The following is a 3,550-nucleotide window of genomic DNA, read 5'->3' as shown; positions in this document are numbered from 1 at the left end:
CGGCCAGCCGCACGGGCAACACCTGCTGATCGAGGAAATGTTCCCGTCCGGAAGGGCTCGTCGCGTAGTAGGCCACGGTGATGGAGGTGCCCCGACCGTCCCGCACGGTGCTCGCCGACGGACGGCCGAGGGATCCGGAATGCACCCGGGACCGACCGGAGTCGTTGCGGTCAGTCACGATTCCGGTGCTGTCCATGCCGCCAGCGATGTTGGCAATACTGGTGATACTGATGATATCGGTGGTATCGAGGCCGTCCGCGTCGACGGTGAGGATCATCGAGGTGGGGATCCGCGGATGGACCGGAATCGACAGGCGGCGGACACCCTCGGTGAGCACGACGCGGGCGGAACGGGCGCCCGCGGGCGCGGCATCCACTCTCAGGGTCACCGCCACCCGCCTGCCGCTCCTGACCGCCAGCCGTTCGACCCGCGCGGTGGAGGGCGAGGCGGGTGAGCGGTCGTAGGCCGATGCCAGGCGGAGCAGATAGGCCGGGCGGTCCGCGTGGTCAGCGGCCACGATGAGATCGTCGACCCCCCGCGACACGGCGAACAGCACAGGATCTTCGAGCTTCGGCCCGTTCGCGGTCACCGGAGTGGGATGCCCGAGAAACGGCGGGTTCGCCGCGACGAACACGAGCGGATTGCCCGGCAGCCGATCCAGCATCGCGCTGAGGTCACGGTCGTGCCCGGTGAGCGTGAGGTTGGCGCGCACCGCCCCGACCAGGACGACGGCCGTGAGCGCCAGGATGGCGGCGCCGGTCCCCGCGACGGCGATGAGCCCGAGTCTTCGCCCGCGGGCGAAGACGGCTTCGCCGGCCCTGACCAGGCCCTCCGCGCCGAGGTGGACGAGCGGGATGAGCACCGGGACCAGGTAGAAAGGGCCGACGTAGCGGATGCCGCCCCACAACTCGGCCGCGTTCCACGCGCCCCAGAAGCCGACGTATCCGCCCAGGAAGAGCAGCCCACCCGCACCCAGGAGCGCGGCGGGTGCGGACAGCTGCCGCCGAGCCGCCACGACGATCGCGCAGCCGGCCAGCACCACTCCCCCGCAGGCCCAGCCGCCGAACAGCCACAGGTGGTCGCCGACCGACCGCAGCCCTTCGAGCAAGCCGAAGTCGTGCCTGCCGTCGCCGGGATACAGCTTGCGCACCCCGAAGCCGAGCTTGTCGTCGGGTTCGAGGAGCGTGAACGGCAGCCGCAACGGGTCACCGGTGGCAGCGGCGTTGCTGAGCAGGACAAGCGCCACGGGCGCGGCGAGCCCGCAAAGCAGCCACCAGCCCAGCCACCAGCGCCCGCCCGTGGAGGTCAGGAGCAGCCAGATCGCGAGCGGAGCCAGGAGCAGGACGACGTCGTACGGCCGCACCGCCGCCGCCACGCCGAGGGCGAGGCCCGCGACGACCACCGGTGCCGCCCGTCGGCGGCGCCGTCCCCGCAACACTCCCAGAACGGTCACCTGCAGCAGCACCAGGGTCAGCAGGTAGCTCAGCACCATCGCGCTCTGCAGGATCACCAGCGGGGAGAGGGCGAGCAGGGTCGCCGCCAACGCCGCGGTCCGCCGGTTACCGAACAGCTCGACGCCCAGCAGGTAGGTGACGACGACCGCCGCCATGACGATCATTGCAAGCACCGGATCGATGCTTCCCGTCAGCACGATGCCGATTGCGAAGATCGCGGGTACGAAGGGCGTGTACTTCAACACGTAGTGATCGCCGACAACGGTTCCCAGCCACGGCAGGTAGGACCGTGCCGGGTCCGGGGCGGGCGGGAACAGGCGGCCCTCGGCGAGGGTCCTGGCATGCAGGAGGTAGATGCCCTCGTCGTTGTTGACCGACAGGAACGGGAACACGGTGTGCCGGAGGACGACGGCGACCGCCGTGCTCAGAACGGCGAGCACCATCACGTACCGAGCGGGCCCCGAGATGCTCGCGAGACGAACGCGCAGCCGCTGGACGGGAGTCCGCCGACCGCGAGCGGCGTCGGAAGCCGGCGGCCCGGCCGGCGGTTGTTCTCCGTCCGGCCGGGACCGCGGCGTGTCGTTCCGGGGCTCGGCGTCACCCCCGAGCCCAGTGTTACCCCTGGGCACGGCGTCACCCCTGGGCACGGCGGCGACCACCGATCCGGGTGTCCCGTGCGCAAGGCCACTCTCCAAGCCGGGACTCACGACAACCTGCGCATCGATGACGTCGAAGGGCGCCTGCGGCTCTGTCCCGGGTTCGACGGAGACAGGCCCCGTCTGCCCCATCTCGTGCCGGCTGCTCATCCACGGCACGGTACCCAGCGCCCTCGGCCGCAGCGGACGCAGGTCGGTCCGACTCGCCCTCCAGGTCCCCACCATCGGCTGGACGGTCAGGACAGGTCATGGGAGGAGGGAAACGACTGCCAGGGGGAATCGCCGACCGTCACCGCGGACGGGCGCGGTTCGCCGGGCGCCGCACCCGCGCCTTGGAGCCGCCCGGAACCCTCCGGCGGTCCCTCGGCCATCGACGCCATGGCCGTCGCGGCGGATGCCGCTCCGGCCGCATCCGCATCCGCACCGGCGACCGGGAAGCCGGCCAGAGCGCCGTGCTCGGATCCCACCAGAGCGGACGGATCACTGGGAACATCCGTCGCGGCCGCCGCCACCACCGCGGAGCCCGGGCGACGGGCAAGTCGCTCCGAGCGAGCCGCATGCCAGGTGAGCTCGGTTCCGACCGCATCCGCGTCGATCTCGTAGGTAACCCGCCGTTCCCCTTCGCCCGTCTCGAACGACCGCTGCCGCAGCCTGCCGTAGACGAGCGCGCGATCACCCCGGACGAGGCTGGCAGCGACGTTGTCCGCGAGCTGGCGCCAGCAGGAGACCCGCAGGAACAGCGTGGTTCCGTCGACCCAGCGGCTCTCGGAACGATCAAACCGGCGGGGCATCGATGCGAGGCGGAAGGTGCATATCGACGCACCGTTGGCCGTCATCCGATGATCCGGATCGTCGACCAGGTTGCCGACAAGCGTGATGGTCGTCTCGAGCATGGCGTGCTCCTCGGGTCAGGGACGGATCCGCCGGGCTGGCCGCGAACGGCCTCTCCCACAGTGAGCCGTCACGGCGACTTCGGAAACCCTCGGTTGGTCGCCTGTGGATAACGAGGGTTCGCCCACAGGCCACGCATCCACGGACCCACGCGCACCGGCACGCCGACGCTCGGACCCCACGCCGGTCCGCGACGCATCCCGTCTGCCCACCTGCCACGGACGCCTCAGCGTCGTACCTCGGCCTTCCCAGGAGCTTGACCTTCCCAGGAGACGGCGCGTCCCCGCGTGTTCGATGCCTGGTCGAACCTTGCTACCCTGTTGTAGCTCCCCGGTGGGCCCATCCCCTGCAAGCGCGCCCGTAGCTCAGTGGATAGAGCGAGTGCCTTCTAAGCACCAGGTCGCAGGTTCGATCCCTGCCGGGCGCACTCGGGGATCAGGCTCGCATGCTGCGCCTTTTCGATCCCCTCGTCATGTCCAGGGCCGCGCAGAGATCACGCTACGTTGTGATCGGTGACGTTTTGTAGACGTGCTGTGGGGTGACTCGGGG

At 70.4% G+C, this 3,550-nt stretch carries 2 protein-coding genes and 1 tRNA gene; 1 reads left to right on the top strand and 2 read right to left on the bottom strand.

Features of this window, described 5'->3' with window-relative positions; all coding sequences use genetic code 11:
• A partial coding sequence (locus AC08OX_RS14535) for a DUF7846 domain-containing protein (protein ID WP_476608313.1) occupies window positions 1-2,260 on the bottom strand: 2,260 nt, incomplete at its 3' end.
• A gap of 86 nt (window positions 2,261-2,346) precedes the next feature.
• The gene (locus AC08OX_RS14530; protein ID WP_476608312.1) at window positions 2,347-3,003 is read right to left on the bottom strand and encodes a single-stranded DNA-binding protein; all 657 of its coding nucleotides are present in this window, start codon (window positions 3,001-3,003) and stop codon (window positions 2,347-2,349) included.
• 352 nt (window positions 3,004-3,355) lie between these two features.
• Here AC08OX_RS14530 and AC08OX_RS14525 point away from each other — a divergent pair.
• Window positions 3,356-3,428 (top strand) — tRNA-Arg (locus AC08OX_RS14525).
• The last annotated feature ends 122 nt before the right edge of the window (window positions 3,429-3,550 follow it).

This window comes from Frankia sp. CoBUL1 (assembly GCF_978021245.1).
Note: the sequence above shows the minus strand (reverse complement) of the source record. Positions and strands in the feature narration are given on the sequence as shown.